Origin of the sequence: Litoreibacter ponti (assembly GCF_003054285.1) — a bacterium.
Classification (GTDB): Bacteria; Pseudomonadota; Alphaproteobacteria; order Rhodobacterales; family Rhodobacteraceae; genus Litoreibacter; species Litoreibacter ponti.
The window spans coordinates 432,995-459,849 of the sequence record NZ_QBKS01000001.1; the positions used below are offsets into that span (position 1 = coordinate 432,995).

Consider the following 26,855-nt stretch of genomic DNA (forward strand, 5'->3'; position numbering starts at 1 on the left):
GCCCGTGTCTGGACGCCCGGAAATCCTCTTCCCGCTCTTCTCTGAGCTGACCGAGCTCGACGGGGTCGGGCCGAAGATGGCGGCGAATTTCGCCCATATGGGGGTCGAGAAGCCGCGCGATCTGTTGTTCACGCTGCCCCAATCGGGGGTGGATCGCGCCCTGAAGGCCTCCGTCCGGGATGTTGTATTGCCCGACGTCGTGACCGTTGAGGTCGAGATCGGTATGCATGTCCCACCCCGCCAGAAGGGGCGCCCCTACCATGTCCATGTTCGAGATGCGGAGCTGGAATTTCGCCTCGTATTCTTCCACGCGCGCGGGGATTACCTGCAAAAACAATTGCCTACGGGGCAGCGCCGGATCGTGTCCGGCAAGGTTGAGATGTTCGACGGCATGGCGCAGATGGTGCATCCGGACCACATGGTGCCCGTGGCGGAGGCCGCAAAAATTCCTGCGTTCGAGCCGATTTATCCTCTGACCCAAGGCGTGACGCAGCGCGTGATCTTCAAGGCGGCGCAATCGGCATTGCAGCGTGCGCCAAAGCTGGATGAATGGATCGATCCCTCGCAAAAGGCCAAGGCGAATTGGCCGGACTGGGCCGACGCGGTCGCTGCGGCCCACAGGCCGGAACGGCTTGGCGATATCGCGGCGACCCATCCCGCGCGCGAGCGTCTGGCGTATGATGAGATGTTCGCACACCAATTGACCTTGTCACTGGCGCGCTCGACCATGCGCGCGAAGCCCGGCGTGGTCACAATGGGCACCGGCGACCTGCAGGACAAGGTACTCGGCGCATTGCCCTACAGCCCGACCGGCGCACAGACCCGCGCGATTGCCGAGATTGCGGGTGACATGGCCGCGCCGGTGAAGATGAACCGGCTGCTGCAAGGCGATGTCGGCGCGGGAAAGACGTTGGTGGCCTTCATGGCGTTGCTCATCGCGATCGAGGCGGGTGGGCAGGGCGTGATGATGGCTCCGACGGAGATCCTCGCCCGCCAGCACCACGAAAGCTTGGTGCCACTGGCGGAAGATGCGGGCGTCGTGCTGGAGATTCTGACCGGACGCGACAAGGGGGCGGACCGCGCGCGCAAGCTGCAAGCGCTAGCGTCGGGAAAGATCGACATCCTTGTCGGCACCCATGCGGTCTTCCAAAAAGATGTGGACTATCAAGACCTTCGCATAGCGGTGGTGGACGAACAGCACCGGTTCGGGGTTAATCAGCGGTCCGAATTGGGATCAAAGGGCCGCGCGGTGGACATGCTGGTCATGACGGCGACGCCGATCCCGCGCTCGCTGTCACTGGCGCAATATGGCGACATGGATATCTCGGTGCTGGACGAGAAGCCGCCCGGGCGAAAACCGATCACAACGGCGACGGTCTCGACCGCGCGGCTCGACGAGGTCGTTGGCAAGCTGAAAGGAGCGATCGCGGAGGGGCGGCAAGCCTATTGGGTCTGCCCGCTGGTCGAGGAAAGCGAGGTTTCCGACAAGATTGCTGCCGAGGCGCGGTTCAAACACCTGCGCGCGGCACTTGGCGAAGGGGTCGTCGGGCTGGTCCATGGCCAGATGCCGCCCGCCGAAAAAGACGCGGCGATGGCGAAATTCGTCGCGGGCGAGACCTGTGTGTTGGTGGCGACGACCGTGATTGAGGTGGGGGTCAACGTGCCCAACGCGACGATCATGGTGATTGAGCGGGCGGAAGGCTTCGGGCTGGCGCAGCTGCACCAGTTGCGCGGACGGGTCGGGCGGGGCGAGGGCGCGTCAACCTGCCTTTTGCTGTTTCAGGACCCGCTGTCGGAGACCGCGAAGCGCCGCCTGGCGATCATGCGCGAGACCGAGGACGGCTTCCGCATCTCCGAGGTTGATCTTGAAATGCGCGGCGCGGGGGATGTGATCGGAACGGCGCAAAGCGGACTGCCGCGCTTTCGGATCGCGGATCTGGAGCGTCAGACCAGCCTGATGGCGGTCGCGCAAAGCGATGCGCGCAAGCTGATGCATGATGATCCCGGGCTGACCTCCCCGCGCGGGCAGGCGGCGCGCGTTCTTTTGTGGCTGATGGAAGAAGACAAGGCGATACGTTTGATTTCAGTGGGTTAGGGTCAAAAGTCTGCATTTGTTCTCAAATGTTCTTAAAAAGTTCTTTACAACCTCAGATAGAAATGAGAACAAAGGTGCAACAAAACAATCGACGCTTGAGGGAGCTTTCACCATGATCAACGATCTTCGCACCATTCTGTCCCGGTCCCCCAAGGCGCTGGCCCAAGATGCCGCCGGGATCGCCGCGATCGGGGTCATGATGACCGTCGCGCTCTACATGCCGTCGCTGTTCTAGACTTTTCAAAGAGTTAACTGCCTGCTGTCTTATTCCCAAAAGGCTTGATCCGGACCTATCCCGTTTCCCGATCAAGAGATGCGCATTGGTCCCCAGCCACTGCCGACTGCCTCTTCCCGGCACGCGCGTCTGCCCTGACAAGACATGCTGACTGGCCGCCGCGTCCCGCCCGGGCGCGGCGGTTTTTTTATGCGGTTTGGGTGGCTTCGACCTGTTGCATCGCCTCAAGTGTCGCATCAAGCGACAGCAGGATCGAGGCGTGGCGATTGCGATAATCCTTCGCCGGCAGCAGCACTTTCAACCCATCAAACGGGGCATCCGGGGCGGGGCCATCGGATTTCAGCATCGCCTTGAGCTGGCTTTGGGCCGCTTCCACCTCGGGCAACGTACGCCCAATGATGGCCCGTCCTACGACCGACGCTGCCGCTTGGCCAAGCGCGCAGGCTTTTACATCCTGACCGAATCCGGTGATGCGCCCATCTTCCATATCGAGATCAACCGTCACGGTCGATCCGCATAGCGGCGAGCGGCGCTTCGCGGTCGCCTGCGGCGCGTCAAGCCGTTCTGTATGCGGAATATCCGCGGCCAGTTCCAGAATCTGCCCGGAGTAGAGCTTGATCAGATCGGTGTTCTCGGACATCGCGCGTCTCTCTCTCGCATGACAACTTCATTGCGGCTTCCCATCACCGGGCAAACCGTGGATAACGCTCAAGATAAGCTTTGCCGCGCGGTTTGCAAAACGGGAAATCCCATGACCACCTTCGATCCCGCAACTTTGAGCTATAATGAGCAGGGGCTCGTGCCTGTGATTGCCCAGGATCACGGGTCGGGAGAGGTGCTGATGCTTGCGTGGATGAACGCGCAGGCCGTCGCAAAAACACTTGAAACACGCCGCGTAACCTATTGGTCGAGATCGCGAAAATCATTTTGGGTGAAGGGCGAGACCAGTGGCCACACGCAAGAGCTTGTCGACCTGCGCGTCGATTGCGACCGCGACTGCCTGCTGGCTATCGTGCGACAAACCGGCTCAGCCTGCCACACCAACCGACGGGTCTGTTTCTATACCTCTGTGAGTTCCGGCGAAGAGGTCGAGCTGATGTCGCCCGAGGCATAACACGCGCAGCCTAAAGACCAACCCTTGCCCGGATATCCGCAGGGCTGTCCCCGGCGGCGCGGTACGTTGCGATAGCGCGGGCGTCGTCGCGCTTGGCCAGACGCTTTCCGGCTTCGTCCCGAATGAGGGGGTGATGGTGGTAGATGGGCGTGGGAAGACCGAGCAGCCGCTGCAGCACGACGTGAATTTGGGTCGCTTCGAACAGATCTTCGCCGCGCACCACGTGGGTGATGTCCTGTGCGGCGTCGTCCAGAACCACGGACAAATGGTAAGAGGTCCCCATGTCGCGACGGGCAAGCACAACATCGCCGACCTGAGAGATCAACGTCTCTGCATCGACACGAACAGTTCGGGCGTTTGTGCCGGTTTCCGTAAAAACCGCGTCGATACCTCGCGCCGCACGCGCCATATCAAGCCGAAGTGCAGCGCCGTCCGGCAACGGTCCACTGCGATCTCGCCCGCGACAGGTGCCGGGGTAGATGATGCCATCCGGGCCCATCGGTGGCGTCACGCCTTCTTGCGGTGCGCTCGCCGCCTCCATGATATCGCGCCGATTGCACAGGCATGGATAGAGCAGGCCGCGTTGCCACAGCGTGTCCAGCGCTTTGCGGTAGACCGGCGCGCGATCCGACTGGCGCATGACCGGTTCCGCCCATGACAGGCCAAGCCACGCGAGGTCATCGAAGATCTGCGCCTCCCATTCCGGGCGCGCGCGACTTTGGTCGATATCCTCAATCCGTAGTACAAAGCTGCCGCCTGCCTTCAGTGCCATATCGTGCGCAAGCAATGCGGAATAGGCGTGCCCGAGATGCAGTGGGCCCGTCGGCGACGGCGCGAACCGAGTTCGAAAGGTCACGCTTTTTCAAACACGTAGATCATGGAGTTCAAGTTCAGGCCGGGCAGATGATCGCCGTACTCTTCCACCCGGGCGATATGGCCGTAGTCTTTCAACCGCTGCACGCCGTCGGTGTATTCTGCATCCTCGAGCGCATGATCATTCAGCGAAAACCCCAAGATCCCACCCGTAGGAACCAGCGCGATCAAGGTGTCCATCAGCGAGGCCGGGCCCGCGCCCGTGCTGATGACCCCGACCGCCGCAATCGCAGAATAGGCATCGGGCGCGAAAGGCAGAGGCCGGGTCAGGTCGAGCGGGATCAAATCGCGGTAGAATTTGCGCGCCTTCGCCTCGGCCAGCATGCCGGGCGAGGGGTCTGCGCCATCGATCGTGGTGAAGCCAGCGCCATAGAGTGCGGCGCCCGACAGACCCGTGCCACATCCGTAGTCGAGCACGGGCGCGCTCGTGTCGGCAGCGACTTTGGCCATGGCGACGGCCAAACGGCGCGGCGTGCGGTAGCCGTGCTCGGTCACCTCGTCGTCATAGCTGGCCGACCATTCGTCATAGAGCGCGCGGGTCGCGGCATCGCCTTCGGTCTCGTAGACCTGATCGAGAAATTTTTTTACCATGCCGCCAGCGTGGCAAAAACCTCAGGCCGCGTCCAGTCTCGCATGATCAAGCCATTGCGACCAGGCCTGTTTGGCGCGGTCGGTGTAGAGCTTGTAACGGGTCGCGCGATTGCGGCGGCCGCCCTTGGCATCGACGGGGGGGAACAAGCCGAAATTGACGTTCATCGGCTGGAACGTTTTCGCATCGGCACCACCCGTGATGTGGGTGACGAGCGCGCCCATCGCGGTCTCGGGCGGCGGCGGCTGAATGGACTGGCCAAGCAGTTCGGCGGCGGCGAACCGCCCTGCCAGTAGGCCCATCGCGGCGCTTTCCACATATCCCTCGACCCCGGTGATCTGGCCTGCGAAGCGCAGATGCGGCTGCGACTTCAGGCGAATCTGTGCATCCAGCAGGGTCGGCGAATTAATGAACGTGTTGCGGTGGATGCCGCCGAGCCGTGCGAATTGTGCCTCTTCCAGCCCGGGGATCATGCGCAGAACCTGCTTTTGCGCGCCGTATTTCATCTTGGTCTGGAAGCCCACGATGTTGAACAGCGTGCCAAGCGCGTTGTCCCGGCGCAGCTGCACGATGGCGTGCGCCTTGATGTCGGGCTGGTGCGGATTGGTCAGGCCCACGGGCTTCATCGGGCCGAAGCGCAGAGTCTCGCGGCCCCGTTCGGCCATCACCTCGATGGGCAGGCAGCCATCGAAATATCCGGCCGTCTCGCCCGGTTTGAACTCGGTCTTCTCGGCGGCGAGCAGCGCGTCGATGAAGGCCTCGTAGGTCGGTTTGTCCATCGGGCAGTTGAGGTAGGCTGTGCGCTCCTCCTCGGTCTCGCCCTTGTCGTAGCGGGACTGGAACCAGGCCTTTTCCATGTTGATCGTGTCGAAATAGATGATCGGCGCGATGGCGTCGAAGAAGGCCAGGGCGTCTTGCCCCGTCTCAGCCGCGATGGCCTTTGCCAGCCCGGGCGAGGTCAGCGGCCCGGTCGCGATGATCCAGGTGCCATCGGTGGGCAGCGTCTCGACCGGCTCATATGAGACCGAGATATTCGGATGGGATTTCAGCTTCGCGGTGACGGATTGCGCGAAAGGGTCGCGATCGACAGCAAGCGCGCCGCCCGCGGGCAGGGCATGTTTGTCGGCCATTTCCATGATGATGCCGCCCGCCGCGCGCATTTCCCAATGCAGCAGTCCGACCGCGTTCTGTTCGCTGTCGTCAGAGCGGAAGGAGTTGGAGCAGACCATTTCAGCCAGATCGCCGGTGCGGTGGGCGAAGGTTTCGACCTTGGGGCGCATCTCGTGGATGACCACGTTGACGCCCATTTGGGCGGCCTGCCATGCGGCCTCGGAGCCGGCCATGCCGCCGCCGATGATATTAAGGGTGGGGGTATTGTTCGTCATGCCCCGCCATGTAGCGCACCGCGCGAGAGCCGGAAAGGGCTGTTTCAAAGTGGGGGCACGCGGTGGGCACATTCAGCCAGTTCGCCTCGAGGACACAGGATTTGATCCAGTCGAGAACGTGCTCTGTCTCGGGCCGCTCCAGCGCATCTGCCTTGTAACTCAGCCAGATCGGCGCGGAGATCCCTTCAGACAGCGCGTCGAGCCGCACCAGATCACGATCAAGCGTGCCGGTAATATCGGGCAGGATCGCCGCGAGGCCCATCGTTTTCATCGCCGTGATCTTGAACGGCATGCTTCCCACCATCAAAGTCGGCGGGCCGCAGAATGTCTTCTCCGCAAAACTATTGGACACGGATTGCCGCACGGTTGCGGAGTTCCCAATCCATCCGGCCGGATCCGTGACGCCGCGCGGTGCGTATGCGCTGTAGGTCAGTCGGCCAATTCGGCTGGAAATCAATGCAGGATTGGACGGACGTCGCAGGTTCAGCTGGATAAACGGCCCGCGCATCCGTCCGTCATTGATATGCTCGTCGAGGACCAGGCAAAGATTTGGGCAAAGCTCCAGCAGCACCTTCATATGCGCAAGCAACAGGTTGTCCAGGATCACCGGTGGGCCGGAAATCACGTAACGGGTCATGGGATTCGCTCACAGGTTGCCTTTGGGCGGCACCCTAGCCACACAAGTGCAAAAATTTCGTTAAGCGTCCGGTGCGTCCGTCTCCGCCTCGTCGTCTTCGCCCTGATCCGCGATCCACGCGACCGAGACCACTTCTTCGCCTTTGCCGGTGTCGAACACCTTCACGCCACCGGCCGAGCGTGAGCGGAAGGAGATACCGTCGACGGGACAGCGGATCGACTGGCCCTTGGAGGTGGCGAGCATGATCTGGTCGCTCATCTCAACGGGGAAGGAGGCTACGATCTCGCCACCGCGCATGGCCTTGTCCATCGCGGTCACGCCCATGCCACCACGCCCGCGGACGGGGTAGTCGTGCGACGAGCTGAGCTTGCCCGCGCCGCCCTTGGTAATGGTCAGGATCAGGTCCTCGGCGGCGGACATCTCGGCATAGCGTTCGGTGGTGATATCGCCGGGTGCGACCTCGTCCTCATCCACTTCAACATCGTCCGCCAAGCCCATGACAGCGCGGCGCATTTTCAGATACGCGGAACGCTCTGCCGGGTCAGCCTCGAAGTGGCGAATGACCGACATGGACACCACTTTGTCGTCGCCGTTGAGCTTGATGCCGCGCACGCCGAGCGAGGCGCGGGAGTTGAACACCCGCACATCGGTCGTCGGGAAGCGGATCGCGCGGCCGGAGTTGGTCACCAGCATCACGTCGTCGTCTTCCGAACAGATGCGTGCGTTGATCAGTTTCACATCGGCATGCTCTTCGTCGAACTTCATCGCGATCTTGCCGTTGCGCATGACATTTGTGAAGTCTGACAGGCGGTTACGGCGCACAGTTCCAGCGGATGTGGCGAAGACGATCTGCAGATCGCCCCAGTCTTTTTCATCGCGATCCACCGGCATGATCGCCGCGATGGACACGCCCTGCGGGATCGGCAGGATGTTGATGATCGCTTTGCCTTTGGACGTGCGACCGCCCTGTGGAAGCCGCCAAGTCTTGAGCTTGTAGACCATCCCGTCGGTCGTGAAGAACAAAAGCTGCGTGTGCGTGTTGGCCACGAAGAGCTGCGTGACGACATCCTCTTCCTTGGTCTGCATGCCCGACACGCCCTTGCCACCGCGCTTCTGGGCGCGGAAATCGGCGAGCGCGGTGCGCTTGATGTAGCCGCCGGAGGTCACGGTAACGACCATGTCCTCTTTCTCGATGAGGTCCTCGTCCTCCATATCGCCGGACCAATCGACAATCTCGGATCGGCGGGGCACAGCGAACTGCTCGCGCACGTCTTTCAGCTCGTTCGAGATGATCTCCATGATGCGTTCGCGCGAGCGCAGGATGGCGAGGTATTCGGTGATCTTGGCCGCGAGCTCTTCCAGCTCGTCGGTCACTTCCTTGACGCCGATCTGGGTCAGACGCTGCAGGCGCAAGTCCAGGATCGCGCGGGCCTGCGTTTCCGACAGGTTGTAGGTGCCGTCCTCGTTGGCGGTATGGGTCGGGTCGTCGATCAGCTTGATGTAGTCGACGATGTCCTCGGCGGGCCAGGCGCGCGTCATCAGGCGGTGGCGCGCTTCGGCAGCGTCGGCGGAGGTGCGGATCGTGGCGACCACCTCGTCGATATTGGTGACGGCCACGGCCAGACCGCACAAGACGTGGCTGCGCTCGCGCGCCTTGCGCAGCTCGAACGCGGTGCGCCGGGCGACGACATCTTCGCGGAACGATATGAAGTTCGTCAGGAAGGTGCGCAGCGTCAGCTGTTCGGGCTTGCCGCCGTTCAGCGCCAGCATGTTGCAGGCAAAGGACGTCTGCATCGGTGTGAAGCGGAAGAGCTGGTTCAGCACCACCTCTGCGGTCACGTCGCGCTTCAGTTCGACCACGACGCGCACGCCGACGCGGTCGCTTTCGTCCTGCACGTGGCTGATGCCCTCGATCCGCTTCTCGCGTGCGGCCTCGGCGATCTTTTCGATCATCGTGGATTTGTTCACCTGATAGGGGATTTCGTCGATGACGATGGCCCAACGATCCTTGCGGATCTCCTCCACATGAGTTTTCGAGCGTACGATGACCGAGCCGCGCCCTTCGGTATAGGCTTTGCGCGCGCCGGAGCGGCCCAGGATGATCCCGCCGGTCGGGAAATCGGGGGCGGGGACGTATTCCATAAGCTGATGCTCGTCGAGGTCGGGCTCTTCGATGAGCGCCAGCGTGGCGTCGATAACCTCGCCCAGATTGTGGGGCGGGATGTTCGTGGCCATGCCGACGGCAATGCCGCCCGCGCCGTTGACCAGCATGTTGGGGAAGCGCGCAGGCAGGACGGTCGGCTCGCGGTCCTTGCCGTCGTAATTGTCCTGGAAGTCGACCGTGTCTTTTTCGATATCGGCCAGAAGTGCGGCGGCCGGCTTGTCCATCCGCACCTCGGTGTAGCGCATGGCGGCGGGGTTATCGCCGTCCATCGAGCCGAAATTGCCCTGACCGTCGAGCAGGGGCAGCGACATCGAGAAATCCTGCGCCATGCGCACCAGCGCGTCATAGATCGCGCTGTCGCCGTGGGGGTGATACTTGCCCATCACGTCGCCCACCGGACGGGCGGATTTCTTGTAGGATTTGTCGTGGGTGTTGCCGGTCTCGTGCATCGCATAGAGGATGCGGCGGTGGACCGGTTTCAGCCCGTCGCGCAGGTCCGGGATCGCGCGTGAAATGATCACCGACATGGCGTATTCTATGAAGGAGGTCTTCATCTCATCGGTGATGCTGACCTGCGGGCCGTCATACTCCATCCGGGTTGGCGGCACTTCGTCTTCGTTTTCAGGGGTTTCCGGCGTGTCGTTCACGTGGGGTCCGATCTTGCTCTGGGCGCGCGGGCGGCCTTCTATATCTTGTTGTGTTGACTATAGCCCAACCTAGGTTTGGGGTGCAATGGGGCAGGCGCGACATGATTGTCACCGAAGTCGGTAGAGTGCTAACAGCATGTTTTTATTGATTTTTAATCTCGATATGGAAAGCTGGTCCCGGACGAGCAGAAGAGGAGGCGCAAATGCCCCGATCAGAGACGGAATTGATGTTGAAAGGCTACGGGCTGACCACGGCGGAGATGTACTACCGGATGCCCGACCACCAAAGCGTGCTGAACAGCTTTGTGTGGCAGGATTACGATCTCGCGCCGGACTATCCGAAACTGTTCGGCTTCATCGAATTCTGGCAGGAAAAGCTCGACGGGCCGCTCCATTCTGTCCGCTTCACCCACCGCAAGATGATCCGCGCGGGGGAGTGGCGAAACGTCGTGCAGGAGTTTCGACTGAATTAGGCGTGCAGTGTCGAGCGGGAAGCCGCGTCGACGCGGCTTTCCAAACCGCCTTCCAAAGGCGGTTTGAATGCGATTTCGAAATCGCATTCTCAAAGCCCGTTCGAACGGGCTTTGGCGCTCAGAGGCTGCGACGCGCTGCTGTTATCCAGATCAGGGCGAGCCCTAAAGATAGGATCGCGTTCCAGCCTGCCATCGAGATGCCCGCCAGCTGCCACGCGATCTCGTCGCAACGGACCAATGTTGCATTTAGGATCTGCTCCAGCAACTCCTCCGGGCTCAGGTTCGAGATGTCGCCCGAAGAACACGTGCTCGGGCCTTCCCACCAACCTTGCTCCACGCCCGCGTGATATGCGCCGATCCCGGCCGTGATCAGTGCGGCGCCCGCGCCCATCAGCGCCAAGATACGGCTCGGCAGCACCACAAAGAGCGCCCCGACGACAATCGCCGCGGCATGGGGCCAGCGCTGCCACAGGCACATCTTGCAGGGTGGATAGCCCGCCAGCTGGAACAGGAACGCGCCCCCCAGCAGCGCGGCGGAGCCGCCCGCGGCGACGAGTACCAGTTGAATGCGGCTCAAGGTCATATGTACCTCACCAGGGCGAAGCCCCCCAACAGGATCAAAACGAAGACGCTCAGCGCGAGGCCAAGGCGGCGCTCGATGAAGTCCCGGATCGGCGGGCCGAATTTCCACAAGAGTGCGGCAACGAGAAAGAAGCGCAAGCCCCGTGCGACAATCGAGGTGACGATGAAAGTTGCCAGCGGCATGCCGGTCCAGCCCGACATGATCGTGATCACCTTGTAGGGGAAGGGGGTCAGCCCCGCGATCAGCACGGGCCAGAAGCCCATATCGTTGAAGCGGGTGTTGAACTCCATCGCGGCCTCGCCCTTGCCGAGCGCCTCGAGGATCGGACGACCGACCTGCTCGAACGCGAGCGCGCCGATGGCGTAGCCCGCCAGCCCCCCCAGCACCGAGGCCGCTAGACAAACCCCCGCAATCAGAAAGGCGCGGTGGGGCGCCGCGATGATCATCGGGATCATCAGCAGATCGGGGGGGATCGGAAAGATCGAGCTTTCCGCAAAAGACACCACCGCCAGCACCCAAAGCGCATAGGGGTGGTCGGCCATCGACATGGTCCAGTCGTAGAGACGTTTCATCGGGGTCTGCTGCGCTCGCTCTGGTGGGCTCCAGCTTTATATATGCCGGTTGCCAAATGGGTCTGGTTTGCCTTCAATGCACCATGCCCCGCTCAAGGGGCCTATGTCCAGACAGGGGGGCGCCATATGCGCTGGAAAGGACGGCGTACCAGCCGCAACATTGAAGACCGTCGCAGACAGGGCGGGGGGCGGCGCATGGGCCGCACAGGTGGCCTGAGCGGCGTCGGGCTGATTGCCGTATTGGTCATCGGGTATTTTCTGGGGATCGACGTGACGCCCTTGCTGCAAGGCGGCGGCCAATTGGGACCGGCCACGCAGCAATCGGGCGAGATCACGCAGGCTGACCGCGAGGCGGGGGAGTTTGTCTCCGTCGTACTGGCGGACACCGAAGAGGTCTGGGCCGAGATTTTCCGCGAACAGCTGGGACAGCCCTACCAACCCGCCACGCTGGTGCTCTTCAAGGGGACGACGCAAAGTCCTTGCGGTGGGGCCAGCGGCGCGTCGGGGCCGTTTTACTGCCCGGCGGATCGCAAGGCCTACCTCGACACCGATTTCTTCACGACGCTGTCGCGCCGCTTGGGGGCATCAGGCGATTTCGCTGCCGCCTATGTGGTCGCCCATGAGGTGGCCCATCACGTCCAAAACGAGCTGGGCATTCTTGGCAAGGCCAACCAGATCCGCCGCCAGGTCAGCCAGTCTGAGAGCAACGCGATCTCCGTGCGCATCGAGCTGCAGGCCGACTGCTACTCCGGCATCTGGGCGCGCTACGCGCAGGCGCGGTTCAACGCGCTCGAGCGTGGCGATCTGGAAGAGGCGATCAATGCCGCAAAGCAGATCGGCGACGACACGCTGCAGCGTAATGCCGGGCGCGCGCCCAATCCGCACAATTTCACCCACGGCACGTCCGAGCAGCGCCAGCGCTGGTTTCGACAGGGCTTTCAGCAGGCCAGCCTGCAGAGCTGCGACACCTTCGGGACGGATCGTTTGTAGGACACAAAAAATTTCATTGGCAATGTCAATCAATTTGCCTAGCGTTCAAATAGGACATGGCCCGCGGAAGACGGGCCTGCACAACACTCTGGGAGGAGACCACATGAAACACCTGCTTAAATCCGCAGCCCTTGCGGCCATCATGGGCGTCACCGGAAGCGCCGCCTTTGCGCAAGAGGTCACCCTGCGCTGCCAGCACTTCCTGTCGCCGAAAGCCTCCGTGCCGCAATATTTCATGGAGCCCTGGGCCGAGAAGGTCATGGCCGACAGTGGCGGCCGCATCAAGGTCGAGCTGTACCCGGCGATGCAACTGGGCGGCAAACCCCCGGCGCTGTATGACCAGATCCGCGATGGCGTAATCGATTGCGGCTGGGCGCTGCCCGCCTACACGCCGGGCCGGTTCCCGGAATCGGAAGTGTTCGAGCTGCCCTTCATGACCTCCATGAGCGCCGAAGACAGCTCCAAGGCGGTGTGGGAGTACAGCCAGAAATACCTCACGGAGCGGATGGGCGACATCCACCTGATGGCCACGCATCTGCATGGGCCGGGCGTCATCCACAAGAAGGGTGACCCGATCATGAAGCCGTCCGATCTGGCGGGTGTGAAACTGCGCGGTCCGTCGCGCCAGGCCAACAAACTGCTGGAAACCCTGGGCGCGACGCCCGTGGGCATCCCGGTGCCGGCCTTCCCTGAGGCCCTGTCCAAGGGCGTCGTGGATGGCGGCGTGATCCCGTGGGAAATCGTGCCGCCGCTGAAAGTGCATGAGCTGGCCGACAGCCACACCCAGATCGGTGGTGATCGTGCGCTCTATAACACCTTCTTCGTGTGGGGCATGAACAAGGCCGTCTATGACGGGCTGCCCGATGACCTGAAGGCCGTGATCGACGCCAATTCCGGCATCGAGGTCTCCGCCGCCGCGGGCCGCGCCATGGATACGGGCGACAAGACCGGTCTGGAAGTGACCCAAGGCACCGACAACAAAGTCGTGACGCTTGATGATGCGTCCGTGGCCGAGTTGAAGGTGATCGGCGAGGAACTGACTGCCGCCTGGATCGCCGAGATGACCGAAAAGGGCCTTGATGGCGCGGCAATGGTCAAGGACGCACAGGAACTCGTGGCGAAACACGCCAACTGATCTCGGTTCGATATCATAAGGCCCTGCACCCCGGTGCGGGGCCTTTTTGCTAGGGGCAACTCATGACGGTTCTGATCGCAGGCGCAGGAATTGGCGGGCTGGCCCTTGGCCTGTCCTTGCATCAGGTCGGCATCCCGTTTCGCATCTTCGAGGCGGTGCGCGAGATCAAGCCGCTGGGCGTCGGCATCAACCTGCAACCCCACGCCGCGCGCGAGCTGTTCGAGCTGGGGTTGGAAGACGCGCTGGACGTGGTCGGCCTGCGCACGCAGGAGGTCTGCTACTTTTCTGCCCACGGTCAGCTGATCTGGCGTGAGCCGCGCGGGCAGGCGGCGGGGTACGCTTGGCCGCAATTCTCGATCCACCGGGGCGGGCTGCAGATGGCGCTCCATGATGCGCTGATCGCGCGCTGTGGGCCAAAGGTGATCACCACCGGGCATGCGGTCACCACGTGGGAAGAGACAGGGCAGGGCGTCTCTGTCACGCTCACTGACCGCGCCAGCGGCGAGACGCTCGGCGCGGAGGAGGGTACGGTCCTGATCGCCGCCGATGGCATCAATTCGACCCTGCGCGCGACGCTCTTCCCCGATGAAGGCGGGGCCAAGTGGGGCGGCACGATGATGTGGCGCGGCGTGACCGATGGCCCGGCTTTCCTCAGCGATTGCTCCGTTGTCATGGCCGGCAAGAAGGACCAGAAGTTTGTGGCCTACCCGATCGGGCGCACGCCGACCGGTATGCGGATCAACTGGATTGCGGACCTGACGATGCCCGAGGATTACGATTGGCGCGCACAAGACTGGTCGCGCGAGGGCGCGCGCACGGATTTCGCCGCCGCCTTTGCGGACTGGGATTTCGACTGGCTCGACATACCCAAGATCATCGCCGGGGCGGAGCAGGTCTGGGAATACCCGATGGTCGACCGCGACCCGCTTGCGCAATGGACCCACGGTCCGATGACGCTGCTGGGCGATGCGGCCCATGCAATGTATCCCATCGGCTCCAACGGGGCGTCGCAATGCATCCTCGATGCGCGCCACATGGCCGCGGCGATGCGCGAGCATGGGGTCACCCAAGCCGCGCTCCATGCCTACGAGAACATCCGGCGCGACGCGGTGAACGCGCTGGTTCTGGCCAACCGCGGCGACGGGCCGGACAAGGTGCTCGACCTCGTCGCCGAACGCGCGCCGGACGGGTTTGCGCAAATTGAAGATGTCATGTCGCATGACGAGTTGGACGCGATGGCGAAAGCTTATAAGTCGGTCGCGGGAATGGATGTGGACGCGCTGAACGCGCGGGCGCCGATCATCTGAAGGGGACCGCATGGCACTGGCACCGCAACTCGAAGCGCGCATCGGGCGCAGCCTGGAGGCCGTCTGCCGCTGGCTGGCCTTCGGCGGCGGTTTGATCCTGGTGGCGGCGGCGGCGATCACCGTGGCCTCGATTATTGGCCGCGCGCTGTTGTCCTTCGGGCTGGGGCCCATCAAGGGGGATTTCGAGCTGGTCGAGGCGGGCTGCGCCATCGCCATCTTCGCCTTCCTGCCGTGGTGCCAGCTCAAGCGGGGTCACGTGACGGTGGACATCGTCGTGGACCGGATGCCAGCCCGGGCAAAAGCGGCCCTCGGCCTGATCGGGGATATGACGGTGGCGGTGGTCTCCGGCCTGATCCTGTGGCGCATCTATCTGGGCTTTGGCGAGAAGTTTCCCTACTTCTCGGAGAGCCTGCGCGGCGCGCTCGGCATGGGCTCCAAACCCTTCTTTCCCGAGACGACCTATGAGCTGGAGATGCCGGTGTGGATCCCCTATGGGCTGGCGACCATCGGTGCGACGCTGTTCTTTGTCGTCAGCCTTTACACCGTGTGGCGCGCGCTCAATTGGGTGCTTGCAGGCCACGAGGTGCGCCCATGACCGGTCTCGAGCTGGCCCTGGTGGCCTTCGCCCTGATGTTGCTGGCGATCTTCCTGCGCGTGCCCATCGGCGTCGCGATGTTTGCCACGGGCTTTATCGGCACATGGATTGTGCTGGGCCGGCCGTCGGCGACGCTAAGCCAGATGAAGACGCTGACCTATGACACATTCTCCAGCTACTCGCTGACCATCGTGCCGCTGTTCCTGCTGATGGGGCAATTCGCCACCAAGTCGGGGATGAGTGCGGCGCTGTTTCAGGCGGCGTCCGACTGGCTGGGTCACCGAAAGGGCGGGGTCGCCATGGCCGCGGTCGGGGCTTGCGCGGGCTTTGGCGCGGTGTGCGGCTCGTCGCTGGCAACGGCGTCGACCATGGGGCAGGTGGCCTTGCCCGAGATGCGCAAGCGTGGGTTTTCCGACAGTCTGAGCACCGGGGTGCTCGCCGCGGGCGGCACTTTGGGCATCCTGATCCCGCCTTCGGTGATCCTTGTGATCTACGCCATCCTGACCGAGCAGAACATCGTCAAGATGTTCATCGCGGCGCTGATCCCCGGCCTGTTGGCAGCGGCGGGCTACATGCTGACCGTCGCGATCTATGTGCGGGTCAAGCCCGGCTCCGGCCCCACGGCCGAGCGCAAGCCGATTGCCGCGCGCATGAAGACGCTGGTGAAGGTCTGGCCGGTGGTGGTGATCTTCGGTCTGGTCATGGGCGGTATCGCGGGGGATTGGAACTGGTTCCGCCCCGGGGTGCAGGCGCTGTTCACCCCCACCGAGGGCGCCGCGGTCGGCGCGATTGCCACGGGCATCTACGGTGTGGCGACGGGCGGGCTGAACTGGCAGAGCTTCAAGGCGTCGATCCTCGAGACGGCGCAGGCTTCGGCGATGATTTTCCTGATCATCTTCGGCGCGCAGGTCTTCAACAGCTTCCTCGCCTTCACCCAGGCCCCGCAGGCGATGGCCGATTGGGTGACGACCCAGGGCTTTGCGCCGATGACGGTGCTGATCGCGATGCTGGTGTGCTACCTGATCTTTGGCTGCGTGATGGACAGCCTGTCGATGATCCTGCTGACGATTCCGATCTTCTTCCCCATCATCGAAATCCTCGACTTCGGCCTGACGACGGAGGAGGCGGCGATCTGGTTCGGCATCCTCGCGCTGATTGTGGTGGAGGTGGGGCTGATCACGCCGCCCGTGGGGATGAACCTGTTCATCATCAATCAGGTGGGCCGCGACATTCCGATCTCGAAGACCTACCGGGGCGTGCTGCCCTTCGTGGCGTCCGATCTCGTCCGGGTGGTGATCCTGGTGGCGTTCCCGGGGATCACGCTGTGGCTCGTGGGCGTGATGTTCTAGCTTTTGGGCAGGAGCGCCTCGATCTTCGAGGTGATCGTCCGGCTCAGCGGCTTCACGCCGGAGCTGTAGGTCTCCACGATATCGCCATTGCCGTCGATCAGCACCTTGTTGAAGTTCCAGCGCGGCACGAAGCCGGTCTGGCTGCGCACGTTCTTGTAGAACGGATGCGCCTTGGGGCCTTTGACGTCGGTGATCGTGGCCATGGGGATGTCGAGGTTGAAATTCACCGCGCAGAATTCCTTGACCTGATCGCCGCTCGCCAGCTCTTGGCGGAAATTATTCGACGGCACGGCGAGCACGATTAGCCCGCGATCGCGGTAGCGGTCGTAGAGCGCCTGCAGGCCATCGTACTGGTAGGTAAAACCGCACAGGGAGGCTGTGTTGACCACGAGAACCGGTCGGTTCTTCCATGCCTCAAGATCAATTTGGCCGCCGTCTATACTCGGGAAGGTAAACGCGGCGGCGCTGTGTGCACCGGCGGCGAGGACCGCCATGATCTGAACAAGGAAACGCATAGGGGGGATGTTGCTCCGTCGGCCTCGTGGTCCTCGGTATACGTGCCGAGCGCGGGATCGGTTCCATTTAAGGTAAAGAAAAATGTAACGGCTTGATCGCGCTTTTGGAAATTGACGCACGCGGCGGCACCCGCTACACCGCACGCACCTCTGGTGGCGGCTACCGCGCCACCGCGCAGATCAGGGGCCCGAGTGGCGGAATTGGTAGACGCAGGGGATTCAAAATCCCCCGCCGCAAGGCTTGTCGGTTCGAGTCCGACCTCGGGTACCAAACCGCTGCACATCTCCGAAATTTCCGCCCACGGGTCCGTGGCATCAGTGTGTCGCGCGCGTTCATCTCTAGGGCGCTGGTGGGGATAGTTTGTGGCAAGTTTGAGGCCGTGGTTCCCACAGGGCGACAGATCAGCTGAAACCTGCCTATTGTTTCCAATTCTTGAACAAATCGGGGGGTCCGGCAGGCATCTGTCGGAGTCTCGTTTTCCGAAAAAGCGAATCGAAAATTTGCCAATATTCAACATTCTGGGGACAGTTCGCCGGTTTGCCTATTATTGTAGCGTTGTTGCCAGAGGGGAAAAAATGATGCGCTTTCTCAAGGGTTAACTACGTTGACAGATCGAAATAAGGCGCGATACCACCCGAGATCCTGCGCGCCTGCTCCGCGGTCAGATCCCCATGGCACAACCTCCATAGCATGCATTAAGCCTGTTAAGTGGCTGTGAAGCATCGAAAAATATTAGCTCCAAGGTCGGCATGGCACGAGAAAGCTGCGCCATTGACCTTGGCGAGCCCGCTGAGCACGCGGCTGCCACATTTCAAGAAACAGTTTGATAACTTGTGGTTAACGTCGGGGAATAACGCTTCATTGTCCGGACATGGGCGAGATTTTGCTTTTGAGACCCCCATCCTCCGCTTAAAAACGAAATACGCCCAACTGGGGGGTGAAGACATAGGCCACGGGGGCGGCCGCACGATAATCGTGTCCTTGCCGGGATACGGGGATTTATAGTCGTGTGATCGCTTGCGGTGGTCGTTGGGTTGTAACGATCGCAGAACGTAATTGTCACCGACATCTCACCGGGCTTTCACCCGGTAAAAATCCCCTTGCTTTGGTAACGCGCGTGAGTGCGGCCGTCTTCGCACCGAAGGCCGGGTCTTCGCTCATCGCGGGTGAGATCGAACTGCACGAGCCGGGACACACAATGGCTGAAGTGATGGAAATGATGGCGATGATCGCGGCATTGAGTGCCGCTTTCGCCATTGGATCGATCTCACGCGTGCGCGCTGACGAGTATTTTGAAGTCGCGGGGTCGGTTGCGCATCGACCGATGTCCGTGAACTCATAGGAGACCATAATGCCTAACGTTCTGCTTACATTTGAAGACCTTCATGCCGGTGATATTGTTAACGGCCAGTATAGCTCCAATGGCGTGACCATCAGCTCCGCCAACCCGCACACGCCCCCGATGGTGTTCGACACGAGCCACCCCACGGGCGGCGACCACGATCTTGCCACCGACAACCTGGGCAATGTCCTGATCCTGTCCGAGGACGGCGACAGCTCCGACCCTGACGACAATGCGGGCGGCGGCACGTTCATCTTTGAATTCGACGAGCCGTCCGAGGTCATCAACTTCATGGGCCTCGACCTGGAAGAGGGCGGCACCGTGCGCCTCTATGACGAGACCGGCAAGCTGTTCAAGACGGTCCATATCGATGCGACCTCCAACAACGCGCAGCAGATCGTCGACATCAATGCCGATAACGTCTCGCGCATGGAGATCGAGCTGTGCGGCTCCGGTGCCATCGACGGCATCTGCTACTGCACCCCCGACCAGCAGGAAGAGCCCGTGCTCGACGGTGTGGTCGAAGGCTCGAACGACGCCGAAGTGATCGACGTGAACTACGAGGGCGACCCCGATGGGGACCGCATCGACGCAAACGACGCGCTGCTGCCCGGCGAGATCGGCGACGACGATATCGTCGATGCGTTCGGCGGCGACGACACCATCAATTCCGGCGCGGGCGACGACGAGGTCTACGCAGGTTCCGGCGACGACACGGTCGACGGCGGCGCGGGCGACGATGTCATCTACGGCGACAGCAACTATTCCGGCCCTGGCGCGGGCACCTCCGTGCGCGAGAGCTTCGAGTGGGATCTGCAGACCGAGAACGAGGTCGATACCTCCTTCGTGCAGGACACCGGCAATGTAGAAGTCACCTTCACGCGCCTCGCCGATGTCGACAGCCACGACAGCTTCCTCAATACCGAGCAGCTCAACGTCGACGGCATCGATGGCGGCTCCGAGACGGTGGATACCGACAGCGGCCTGACCTCGATCACTAATGGCGAAGATGGCCGCGGCGAGTTCCAGTGGGAATTTTCCACGCCCGTGACCGATGTCGAGTTCAATATCAATGACATCGACGGCGACGGCGTGGTCCAGGTGACCGCGTTTGACGCTGACGGCAACGAGATCCCCGTGCAGCTGAGCGGCGGCAGCGGTGTGACCTTGATCGACACCGACGGTGCCAATGGCGCGGATACGGCCGACAGCAACGGCGGCTATGGCGCCACGCCGTCCGACGAGTACAACCTGCAGGTGAACATCCCCGGTCCGGTCGCACGCATCGTGGTCGAGCACACGCAGGATGACGACGACAACTCCGGCATCCGCATCACTGACATCTTCTTCGATGTCGACACCTCCGTTGTGGATGATGGCGCCGATGGCAATGACGTGCTGAACGGCGGCGCAGGCAATGACACCATCTTCGGCGAGGGCGGCAATGACACGCTCGACGGCGGGGAAGGCGATGACCTGCTGAGCGGTGGCGACGACCGTGACACGATCATTGCGGGCGCGGGCGACACCGTGGACGGTGGCACCGGCTCGACCGCGGCGGGCGATGTTGACGACTTCGACACGCTTGATCTGACCGGCGAAGGCCCGTTCCGCGTTGTGGGCGAGACCGAGGATGCCGATGGCAACTCGACCTCCGGCACGGTTGAATTCCTGAACCCCGATGGCAGCGTCTCCGGCTCTCTGACCTTCACCGAGATCGAGCAAATCCTCGGCGACCGCGTCAACCAGGGCCCCGATGCCAATGACGACACCGCCTCCGTCGATGAGGATGACAGCGTCACCATCGACGTGCTGGCCAACGACACCGATCCGGAAAATGACGACCTGACCGTGATCGACGCCTCGTCGCCCGATGGCGAGGTGGCCATCAACGCCGATGGCACGATCACCTTCAAGCCGGACGAGAACTTCAACGGCGACACCACCATCACCTACACGATCGAGGACGAGGCCGGGAACACCGACACCGCCACGGTCGATGTGACGGTCGCGCCGGTCAACGATGACCCAGTGGCCAATGATGACGCCGTCTCGACCGATGAAGACACACCCGTCACGATCCCGGTGCTCGACAACGACACCGATCTGGACGGCGACGATCTGACCGTGACCGAGGCGACCAGCCCGGATGGCGAGGTCGTGATCAACGCGGACGGAACGATCACCTTCACGCCGGATGAGAACTTCAACGGCGTCACGACGATCACCTACACCGTCTCCGACGGCAATGGCGGCGAAGACACCGCGACCGTTACGGTCACCGTGGACGCGGTGAACGACGATCTGGTTGCCGGCGACGACACGGCCGAAACCGACGAGGACACCCCTGTCGACATCGATGTGTTGGCCAATGACGTGGACCCGGATGGCGACGACCTGACCGTAACCGAGGCGACCAGCCCCGATGGCGAAGTCACCATCAATCCCGATGGCACGCTGACCTTTACGCCCGACGAGAACTTCACCGGCGAGACCACGATCACCTACACGGTTGAGGACGGCAACGGGTCCGAGGACACCGCCACCGTCACCGTGACCGTGAACCCGGTCAACGACGCGCCGGACGCGGTCGATGACAGCGACACGACCACCGAGGACACCGCGATTACCGTCGATCTGCTCGCCAATGACACCGATGTCGACGGCGACGACCTGACCGTGATCGAGGCCACCGTGCCCGCCGATCAGGGCACGCTCGTGGACAATGGCGACGGCACCGTGACCTTCACGCCCGCGCCCGATTTCAACGGCACGGCGACCATTAGCTACACCATCTCCGATGGCGAGCTGGAGGACTCGGCGGTCCACACCATCGACGTCACGGCGGTCAATGACACGCCGGAGGCCGAGGATGATACGGCCGAGACCGACGAGGACACGCCGGTCACGATCGACGTGCTGGCCAATGACAGCGATCCCGACGGCGATCCGCTGGAGGTCACCGAGGCGACCTCGCCCGACGGCGAAGTCACGATCAATCCCGACGGCACGATCACCTTCACGCCGGACGAGAACTTCAACGGCGAGACGACGATCAGCTACACGGTCTCCGATCCCGACGGCAACGAGGACACCGCGACCGTCACGGTCAACGTGGCCCCGGTCAATGACGCGCCGGATGCGGTGAACGACACGGACACCACGGACGAAGACACGCCGATCACGTTGGATGTGCTCGCCAATGACACGGATGTGGATGGCGACGACCTCACCGTCACCGGCGCAACCGTTCCTGCCGAGCAGGGCACGGTCGAGATCGTGGACAACAAAGTGGTCTTTACGCCCGCCGAGAACTTCAATGGCCTCGCGACCATCAGCTACTCCATCTCGGACGGCAATGGCGGCACCGACACGGCGATCCATGAGGTCGACGTGCTTCCGGTTAATGATGATCCGGTGGCGGTCGATGATATCGCCGAGACCGAGGAAGACACCGCCGTGGTGATCGATCTGATCGCCAATGACTTCGACGTGGATGGCGACGATCTGACCATCGGCACGGTCTCCGTGCCGCCGGAGCAGGGCACCGTGGTCGACAATGGCGATGGCACCGTGACCTTCACCCCCGCGCCGAACTACACCGGCCCGGCCCAGATCACATATACGGTGGTCGACGGCCAGGGTGGCGAGGATGTCGGCGGTGCGACCGTCAATGTCTTCATCGAAGGCGTCAATGACGGCCCCGATGCGGTGGATGACGCGGTCACCACCGACGAGGACACGCCGATCACCATCGACGCGCTGGCCAATGACACCGACCTCGAGGGCGATGACCTGACGATCACCGGCGCCTCCGTGCCCGGCGATCAGGGCAGTGTCGAGATCGTCGGCAACGAGCTGGTCTTCACCTCGGCGCCTGACTTCAACGGCGAAGCGACGATCACCTACTCGATCACAGACGGCAATGGCGGCACCGATACCGCAGAGGTCGTCGTGACCGTGCTGCCGGTCAATGATGACCCGGTCGCCGTGGATGATGTCGAGACGACGGATGAAGACGAGCCGATCACTATCGACCTGATCTCCAACGACACCGATGTGGATGGCGACGATCTGTCCGTCGGCTCCGTCTCGGTTCCGCCCGAGCAGGGCACCGTGGTCGACAATGGCGACGGCACCGTTACCTTCACGCCCGCGCCGAACTTCAACGGCCCGGCGACGATCACCTACACCGTCATCGACGGTCAGGGTGGCGAGGACGAAGGCGAGGCGATCGTCTCGGTCGGCGCAATCAACGATGGTCCTGATGCCGTCGATGACAGCGACACCACCGCAGAGGACACGCCGATCACGGTCGATCTGCTGGCCAATGACACCGACGCCGATGGTGATGACCTGTCCGTCATCTCCGCCACGGTTCCGGCCGATCAAGGCACGCTGTTGAACAATGGCGACGGCACCGTCACCTTCACGCCCGCGCCTGACTTCAACGGCGAAGCGACGATCTCTTACGAGATCTCCGACGGAAACGGCGGCACCGACACCGCGGTTCACACCATCACCGTGACCCCCGAGGGCGACGCCCCCGAGGCCGAGGATGATGTGGCCGAGACCGACGAGGACACGCCGGTCACCATCGACGTGCTGGCCAATGACAGCGATCCCGACGGCGATCCGCTGGAGGTCACGGAGGCGACGTCTCCCGACGGCGAAGTCACGATCAATCCCGACGGCACGATCACCTTCACGCCGGACGAGAATTTCAACGGCGAGACGACGATCACCTACACGGTCTCTGATCCCGACGGGAATGAGGACACCGCGACGGTTACGGTCAATGTGGCCCCGGTCAACGACGCACCGGATGCGGTCGACGACAGCGACACGACCACCGAGGACACGGCGATCACCGTCGATCTGCTGGCCAATGACAGCGATGTCGACGGCGACGACCTGACCGTGATCGAGGCCACCGTGCCCGCCGATCAGGGCACGCTCGTGGACAATGGCGACGGCACCGTGACCTTCACGCCCGCGCCCGATTTCAACGGCACGGCGACCATCAGCTACACCATCTCCGATGGCGAGCTGGAGGATTCTGCGATCCACACCATCGACGTCACGGCGGTCAACGACACGCCGGAGGCCGAGGATGATACGGCCGAGACCGACGAGGACACGCCGGTCACCATCGACGTGCTGGCCAATGACAGCGACCCCGATGGCGATCCGCTGGAGGTCACCGAGGCCACCAGCCCCGATGGCGAGGTCACGATCAACCCCGATGGCACGATCACCTTCACACCCGACGAGAACTTCAACGGCGAGACGACGATCACCTACACGGTCTCCGATCCCGACGGCAACGAGGACACCGCGACCGTCACGGTCAACGTGGCGCCGGTCAATGATGATCCCGTCGCCGAGGATGACACGGTCGAGACCGATGAGGACACGCCGGTCGATATCACCCCGCTGGCCAATGACAGCGATGTGGATGGCGACACGCTAACCATCACGGAGATCACCCAGCCCGCCAATGGCGAAGCTGTGCTGAACCCCGATGGAACGATCACCTACACGCCGGACCCGGACTTCTCGGGCGAGGATATGCTGACCTACACCGTCGAGGACGGCAATGGCGGCACCGACACGGCCACGATCACGATCAACGTGGGCGAGGTGAATGACGGGCCGGACGCGGTGGATGACCGCGCCTCGACCAACAATCTGACGCCTGTCACCATTGCGGTGCTGGCCAATGACACCGATCCGGAGAACGATCCGCTGACCGTCACCGAGGCCTCGGTGGATGTGGGCGAGGTGACCATCAATCCCGATGGTACGCTCGAATACACCCCGGTGCCGGAGTTCGGCGGAGTGGCGACGATCACCTACACGATCACCGACGGAAATGGCGGCTTTGATACGGCCATCGTGACCGTGGGGGTCAATGACGGAATCGTGGAAGGCACAGCCGGCGATGATCTGATCGACGTGGACTACATGGACGACCCAGAGGGCGACATGGTCGACAACAATGATGAATTCCTGCCGGGCGAAGGCCCACAGGATGACATCATCCTTGCGGGCGATGGCAATGACACCGTCAATGCCGGCGAAGGCGATGACGAGGTCTACGGCCAGGACGGCGACGACATCCTCAATGGCGAGGCGGGCGATGACTACCTGTCCGGCGGCGAGGGGGATGACATCATCTCCGGCGGCGACGGCGACGACGTGCTCGATGCGGGTCAGGGCTCTGACCAGCTGTTTGGCGAGGATGGCAACGACACGCTGCTGGGCGGGCCGGGCACCGACCTGCTGGATGGCGGCGCGGGCGACGATGAAATCATCGGCGGCAACAATGATGACGAGATCATCGGCGGCACCGGCAACGACACCATCGAAGGCAATGCCGGCGACGACACGATCCGGGCCAACCAGGGTGACGACGTCATCGACGGTGGCGACGGCGATGACACCATCGGCGGCGGCAGCGGCAATGATGAGATCGACGGCGGCGAGGGCGACGACACGATCCAGGCCGGCGACGGCGACGATACGGTCATCGGTGGCCTCGGCAATGACGACATTCAGGGCAATGACGGCGATGACACCATCGACGGCGGCGAGGGGGATGACACGATCTCCAGCGGCGCGGGCGATGACACCATCACCGGCGGTGCAGGTAACGATACTGTCACCGAAGCAGGCTCTGGCGACGATGTTATCGATCTGGGCGACGGTGACGATGTGGTCGAGAGCGCTGGCTCCGGCGACGACACGGTCACCGGCGGCGCGGGCAACGACACCATCACCACCAATGACGGCAATGACACCGTCTTCGGCGGCGAAGGTGACGACGTCATCGACACCTCCGGCCATGCGCCGCTGCCCGATCTCGGCTACCCGGGCCTGTTCCCGAGCGATCCGAACCCCAATGACGATATCGACTTCGTGGATGGCGGTGACGGGGATGACATCATCTCCACCGGCGACGATGCGGATACGATCATCGGTGGCGCGGGCAATGACACCATTGATGGCGGGCTCGATGCCGACACCATCGATGGCGGTGACGGCGACGACCGTATTGTCGGCGGCGAAGGCTCCGATGTCATCAATGCAGGCGCGGGCGACGACGTGGTCTACGCGGGCATCGACCCCGATCTCGGCCTGCCGGATAACCTCGACATCGCCGATGTCGACGGCGATCTGGTGCCCAATAACGGGCAGGACGTGGTCAATGGCGGCGACGGCAACGACACGATCTTCGGGGCCGATGACGATGATGTGCTGAACGGCGACGCGGGCGATGACTTCATCGACGGCGGCGTGGACGACGACACCATCTCTGGTGGCACGGGCAATGACACGCTGATCGGCGGTCAGGGCGCGGACACCATTTCCGGCGGCGATGATCGCGACACGATCATCGTGGACAATGCCGAGGATGCGATCGGGGATGTGGTCGACGGCGGCACGGGCTCCACCGCGGCGGGCGATGTCGATGACTTCGACGTCCTCGACCTGACCGGTGCTGGCCCGCTGCGGATCGTGGGCGAGACGGTGGATGCTGATGGCAACTCCACCTCCGGCACGGTCGAGTTCCTCGACGGGGTGGGCGGCAACGTGATCGGAACGCTGGAGTTCAGCGAGATCGAGCAGATCGTGCCGTGCTTCACGCCGGGCACCTCGATTGCCACGCCGCGCGGTGAGGTTCTGGTCGAAGACCTGATGGTCGGCGACAAGATCATCACCCGCGACAATGGCATCCAGGAGATCCGCTGGATCGGGGCCAAGCGCATGGACGGGCGCGAGTTGCAAAACAACCCGCATCTGCAGCCGGTGCTGATCCAGAAGGGAAGCCTTGGCAATGGTCTGCCGGAGCGCGATATGCTGGTCAGCCCGAACCACCGGATGCTGGTCAACAACGACCGCGTGTCGCTGTACTTCGACGAGAACGAGGTGCTGGTCTCGGCCAAGCATCTGGTCAACCCGACCGAAGGGGTGCAGTCCATCAACTCGATGGGGACAACCTACATCCACTTCATGTTCGACAACCACGAGGTCGTGCTGTCGAACGGCGCCTGGACGGAGAGCTTCCAGCCGGGTGACTACAGCCTGAAGGGTATTGGCAACGCGCAGCGGAACGAGATTTTCGAACTCTTCCCTGAGCTGCAGGGCGAAGCAGGACGCGAGGCCTACGCCTCCGCCCGCCTGACCCTGAAGAAGCACGAGGCCAAACTGCTCTTCAAATAGGATATGCAGCTACCCGGCGCCCGGCCTT

20 protein-coding genes and 1 tRNA gene are annotated in these 26,855 nt (G+C 62.7%); 12 read left to right on the forward strand and 9 right to left on the reverse strand.

Annotation, left to right across the window (positions count from 1 at the left end):
* Positions 1-4 precede the first annotated feature (4 nt).
* Positions 5-2,095, forward strand: a complete 2,091-nt coding sequence (gene recG, locus C8N43_RS02285) for an ATP-dependent DNA helicase RecG (RefSeq protein WP_107844066.1) — start codon at positions 5-7, stop codon at positions 2,093-2,095.
* Positions 2,096-2,207: 112 nt separating this feature from the next.
* A complete protein-coding gene (locus C8N43_RS19865) occupies positions 2,208-2,330 on the forward strand; it encodes a hypothetical protein (RefSeq protein ID WP_281257867.1) in 123 nt (40 codons plus the stop codon).
* Positions 2,331-2,517: 187 nt separating this feature from the next.
* Here the strand turns inward: C8N43_RS19865 and C8N43_RS02290 are convergent, their stop codons facing one another.
* Entirely contained in the window at positions 2,518-2,970 is a 453-nt protein-coding gene (locus tag C8N43_RS02290; protein WP_107844067.1) for an iron-sulfur cluster assembly scaffold protein, read from the reverse strand.
* Between the two features lie 111 nt (positions 2,971-3,081).
* On the opposite strand from C8N43_RS02290, the gene hisI reads away from it, so the two are divergent.
* Positions 3,082-3,444 carry a phosphoribosyl-AMP cyclohydrolase gene (hisI, locus tag C8N43_RS02295; protein WP_107844068.1) on the forward strand — a complete coding sequence of 121 codons (363 nt, stop codon included), beginning with the start codon at positions 3,082-3,084 and terminating at the stop codon, positions 3,442-3,444.
* 10 nt (positions 3,445-3,454) lie between these two features.
* On the opposite strand, the gene gluQRS is transcribed toward hisI, so the two are convergent.
* From gluQRS to gyrA, 5 genes are read right to left on the reverse strand one after another with little or no spacing between them, the layout of a single operon-like run.
* Entirely contained in the window at positions 3,455-4,300 is an 846-nt protein-coding gene (gene gluQRS, locus C8N43_RS02300; RefSeq protein WP_107844069.1) for a tRNA glutamyl-Q(34) synthetase GluQRS, read from the reverse strand.
* A complete protein-coding gene (locus C8N43_RS02305; protein WP_107844070.1) occupies positions 4,297-4,908 on the reverse strand; it encodes a class I SAM-dependent DNA methyltransferase in 612 nt (203 codons plus the stop codon). Before C8N43_RS02305 ends, gluQRS begins: the two co-directional genes overlap by 4 nt.
* A gap of 21 nt (positions 4,909-4,929) precedes the next feature.
* A complete protein-coding gene (gene trmFO / locus C8N43_RS02310) occupies positions 4,930-6,291 on the reverse strand; it encodes a methylenetetrahydrofolate--tRNA-(uracil(54)-C(5))-methyltransferase (FADH(2)-oxidizing) TrmFO (RefSeq protein ID WP_107844071.1) in 1,362 nt (453 codons plus the stop codon).
* Positions 6,266-6,928, reverse strand: coding sequence for a hypothetical protein (locus tag C8N43_RS02315; protein WP_107844072.1), 663 nt, complete (start codon positions 6,926-6,928; stop codon positions 6,266-6,268). The genes trmFO and C8N43_RS02315 overlap by 26 nt, the downstream gene beginning before the upstream one ends.
* Before the next feature lie 60 nt (positions 6,929-6,988).
* Positions 6,989-9,739 (reverse strand): DNA gyrase subunit A, encoded by a 2,751-nt coding sequence (gene gyrA, locus C8N43_RS02320; protein WP_211308552.1) that lies wholly within the window; start codon positions 9,737-9,739, stop codon positions 6,989-6,991.
* Positions 9,740-9,942: 203 nt separating this feature from the next.
* Here gyrA and C8N43_RS02325 point away from each other — a divergent pair, with 203 nt between their 5' ends.
* Positions 9,943-10,212 (forward strand): usg protein, encoded by a 270-nt coding sequence (locus C8N43_RS02325; RefSeq protein ID WP_107844073.1) that lies wholly within the window; start codon positions 9,943-9,945, stop codon positions 10,210-10,212.
* A gap of 118 nt (positions 10,213-10,330) precedes the next feature.
* Here C8N43_RS02325 and C8N43_RS02330 read toward each other — a convergent pair whose 3' ends face one another.
* Positions 10,331-10,795: a disulfide bond formation protein B gene (locus C8N43_RS02330; protein ID WP_107844074.1), complete on the reverse strand. Its 465-nt coding sequence runs from the start codon at positions 10,793-10,795 to the stop codon at positions 10,331-10,333.
* On the reverse strand, positions 10,792-11,367 hold the full coding sequence (locus tag C8N43_RS02335) for a YqaA family protein (RefSeq protein ID WP_107844075.1): 576 nt from the start codon (positions 11,365-11,367) through the stop codon (positions 10,792-10,794). The genes C8N43_RS02330 and C8N43_RS02335 overlap by 4 nt, the downstream gene beginning before the upstream one ends.
* 126 nt (positions 11,368-11,493) lie before the next feature.
* Here C8N43_RS02335 and ypfJ point away from each other — a divergent pair, with 126 nt between their 5' ends.
* From ypfJ to C8N43_RS02360, 5 genes are all read left to right on the forward strand, one after another.
* On the forward strand, positions 11,494-12,357 hold the full coding sequence (ypfJ, locus tag C8N43_RS02340; RefSeq protein ID WP_107844076.1) for a KPN_02809 family neutral zinc metallopeptidase: 864 nt from the start codon (positions 11,494-11,496) through the stop codon (positions 12,355-12,357).
* Between the two features lie 103 nt (positions 12,358-12,460).
* Positions 12,461-13,492: a TRAP transporter substrate-binding protein gene (locus C8N43_RS02345; protein ID WP_107844077.1), complete on the forward strand. Its 1,032-nt coding sequence runs from the start codon at positions 12,461-12,463 to the stop codon at positions 13,490-13,492.
* A 62-nt stretch (positions 13,493-13,554) separates the two neighbouring features.
* Entirely contained in the window at positions 13,555-14,799 is a 1,245-nt protein-coding gene (locus C8N43_RS02350) for a flavin-dependent oxidoreductase (RefSeq protein WP_107844078.1), read from the forward strand.
* Between the two features lie 10 nt (positions 14,800-14,809).
* Positions 14,810-15,394 (forward strand): TRAP transporter small permease, encoded by a 585-nt coding sequence (locus C8N43_RS02355; RefSeq protein ID WP_107844079.1) that lies wholly within the window; start codon positions 14,810-14,812, stop codon positions 15,392-15,394.
* Entirely contained in the window at positions 15,391-16,743 is a 1,353-nt protein-coding gene (locus C8N43_RS02360; protein ID WP_107844080.1) for a TRAP transporter large permease, read from the forward strand. The genes C8N43_RS02355 and C8N43_RS02360 overlap by 4 nt, the downstream gene beginning before the upstream one ends.
* Here C8N43_RS02360 and C8N43_RS02365 read toward each other — a convergent pair.
* A complete protein-coding gene (locus tag C8N43_RS02365) occupies positions 16,740-17,258 on the reverse strand; it encodes a glutathione peroxidase (protein ID WP_107844081.1) in 519 nt (172 codons plus the stop codon). The genes C8N43_RS02360 and C8N43_RS02365 overlap by 4 nt on opposite strands.
* A gap of 186 nt (positions 17,259-17,444) precedes the next feature.
* Here C8N43_RS02365 and C8N43_RS02370 point away from each other — a divergent pair.
* The 3 genes from C8N43_RS02370 to C8N43_RS19535 all read left to right on the forward strand — a co-directional run bounded on the left by C8N43_RS02370 (position 17,445) and on the right by C8N43_RS19535 (position 26,827).
* A tRNA-Leu gene (locus tag C8N43_RS02370) sits at positions 17,445-17,529 on the forward strand.
* Between the two features lie 928 nt (positions 17,530-18,457).
* On the forward strand, positions 18,458-18,601 hold the full coding sequence (locus C8N43_RS19530) for a hypothetical protein (RefSeq protein ID WP_158269895.1): 144 nt from the start codon (positions 18,458-18,460) through the stop codon (positions 18,599-18,601).
* 9 nt (positions 18,602-18,610) lie between these two features.
* A complete protein-coding gene (locus C8N43_RS19535; RefSeq protein WP_158269896.1) occupies positions 18,611-26,827 on the forward strand; it encodes a cadherin-like domain-containing protein in 8,217 nt (2,738 codons plus the stop codon).
* Positions 26,828-26,855: the final 28 nt, after the last annotated feature.